Below are 2,280 nucleotides of genomic sequence, written 5' to 3'. Positions count from 1 at the left end.
CGGGATCCTCGCGGACGGCCGCGTCTTCGATGTTCCGCATCACCGTCTGTTCCCAGAGGTGGTCGTAGGTGCCGGTTGGCTCCTGGTCGGCCGTCTCCGGAGCCGCCGGCTCCTGCGGCCCGGACGGTTCCGGCTCATGCCCGGCCGGTTCCGCTTCCGGTTCCGCTTCCGGTTCCGTTTCCGGTTCCACTTCCGGTTCGGTGAGCGGCTCGGGTTCCCCGTGCAGGGTCCCGTCCAGCTCGAGGTCCTCGCCGGGGAACCCCAGCACGGTCTCCGCCGATGCCCCGTGCTCGCTCAGTTCGGCCGCAATGTCGGCTTCGGCTGCCGCCAGGATGTCGTCCTCCGGCGCTGCCACATCTTCTGCCGCGGCCGGGACTGCAGCTGCCGGGACAGCCGGAGAAATGTCCTGTGCGGCGGCTCCGGTGAGGTCCACCCGCAAGCCCTGGAGCAGGACCACGCCGTCGGCCAGCGGAAGGTCCAGGGCAGCGCCGGGCGCCCCCGCGGCTTCGGCACCGGGGACGGTCAGGCTGAATCCGTCAGCTGCCGCGAAGCGCCGTTCCGTCCAGGTGGTGACGTCGCGGCCGCTCAGTTCCACGGGACCGGACGGCAGGTCCACGGTGAGGTCGATCCCGCCGCGCAGGAAAACCTGCACGGAGCCCCGGTTGGCCACAATCGCGAACCACGGCAGCCGCGCGAGCGAACCGCCCGAAGCCGAGGACACGGCGTCGAGCACTTCGTGCGCTTCGGGGACGGTGGCGAGGAGCTCCCACAGTGACTCGACAAGGGCAGGCGGACTGTCCGGGCGCAGCAGCACCACGGTGCCGGAGCGCACAACACCGAGCCAGCTGCCGGGCGTGTACCGCGCCGCAGCGGCGGGGTTACTGCCTGCCATCATTCGCGTCCTTGCCCTGTCCTGCAACAGCTTGGCCTTCAACAGCCTGGTCCTCTATAGCCTGTCCTTCAACAGTCCCGTCCTCCGACGCCAGTTCCCCGTTGGGGGCCAACTCCAGTGCATCGGTCCGGGGCAGGGTGTCCTCGTCCTCCGCTGCGGCGGCGCTGCGCGGCGCTGTCCGGGCGGCGCCGTCGTCGTCGCTGACATCCGTTGCGTCCAGCACAATGCAGGTGACATTGTCCCGGCCGCCGCTGCGCAGGGCCGCCTGGATGAGCTCATCCACGGCCGCCTGCGGGTCCGCGTGGGAACGGAGGATATTGGAGATGTGCTCGTCGTCGAGTTCGCCGTTGAGCCCGTCGGAGCAGACCAGGATCCTGTCGCCTTCCTCGATGGGCAGCAGCCAGTAGTCGGCTTCGATCTCGTCGCCGGTGCCAAGGGCCCGGGTGACGACGTGCCGGCGCGGGTGCACGGCAGCCTGCGCCTGGCTGATCTGCCCGGCGTCCACGAGTTCCTGGACTTCGGAGTGGTCGACGCTGACCTGGCTGAGCTGGCCGTGGCTGAGGCGGTAGGTCCGGGAGTCGCCGATGTTCAGGACCAGCCAGTACGGGGCGCCCATCTGCTCCACCACCACGACGCCGGAGAGTGTGGTGCCGGCGCGGGCGCCGGTGGCCTCGCGGATGGCTTCGTCGGCCATGAGCAGGTGCTCCTGCACGACGCCGGCGGTGGCGTCCCGCTTCCCGCTCGCCAGCTGCGGGATCCGGGCAAGTGTACGGACGCAGATGCCGCTGGCGATCTCCCCGGCCTCATGCCCGCCCATGCCGTCCGCGACAGCGAAGACGGGGTCGGAGGCAATAAAGGAGTCCTCGTTCATTTCGCGGCGCAGGCCACGGTCGGTGCCGTAGCCGCAGTTCAGCCGCAGGCTGGAGGAACTGCTGGAGGGACTGCTGGAGGATCCGTCGGGCGCCGGCACGGGTCCGGCGTCGGAGTTGGCTGAGGGGGGAACGGCGGCCGGCTGGGGAATCATGCCTGTCCTAGGTAGAAGGAGCGGTCACCGAAGTGCACGGTGGAACCTGGGCGGACGTGGGTGGGCTCCCCCGCCGCGAGGGCGGTACGGATACCGTCCGGGGTGGTGACGGCGCTGCCGTTGGTGGAGTTGCGGTCCGTCACCCAGACGCCCCCGTTTCCGGCAAGGAGATGGAGGTGGGTCTTGGAAATGGAACGGCCGGGATCCGCGACCGGGATGAGCTGCACCGAGTCCTCGCCGGGGTGCCCGGCGGGGTTCCGGCCGACCAGCACCGTGCGGTCCAGCTCGATGTCGCGGCCGTCGTCCAGCCGGATCCGGAGCATCGCCACGGTGACCGGGGCGTGCGTGTCGCCGCGGACCTGGG

2 protein-coding genes and 1 pseudogene are annotated in these 2,280 nt (G+C 70.4%); all 3 read right to left on the bottom strand.

Annotated elements, in window-relative coordinates; translation table 11 throughout:
* Nucleotides 1-895 (bottom strand): annotated as a pseudogene (locus K789_RS25390) (hypothetical protein); the annotation flags it as partial.
* Nucleotides 879-1,916, bottom strand: a complete 1,038-nt coding sequence (locus tag K789_RS0107570; RefSeq protein ID WP_024366234.1) for a PP2C family protein-serine/threonine phosphatase — start codon at nt 1,914-1,916, stop codon at nt 879-881. The gene K789_RS0107570 and the pseudogene K789_RS25390, both read right to left, overlap by 17 nt.
* A partial coding sequence (locus K789_RS0107565) for an FHA domain-containing protein (protein WP_024366233.1) occupies nt 1,913-2,280 on the bottom strand: 368 nt, incomplete at its 5' end. The genes K789_RS0107570 and K789_RS0107565, both read right to left, overlap by 4 nt.

This window comes from Arthrobacter sp. TB 26, from assembly GCF_000427315.1.
Taxonomy (GTDB): domain Bacteria; phylum Actinomycetota; class Actinomycetes; order Actinomycetales; family Micrococcaceae; genus Arthrobacter.
This window is presented reverse-complemented; position numbering and strand designations above follow the sequence as displayed.

What these genes read in the sequence shown, in the direction of transcription:
- K789_RS0107570 (WP_024366234.1), bottom strand. Translation starts at nt 1,916, where the DNA reads ATGATTCCCCAGCCGGCCGCCGTTCCCCCCTCAGCCAACTCCGACGCC.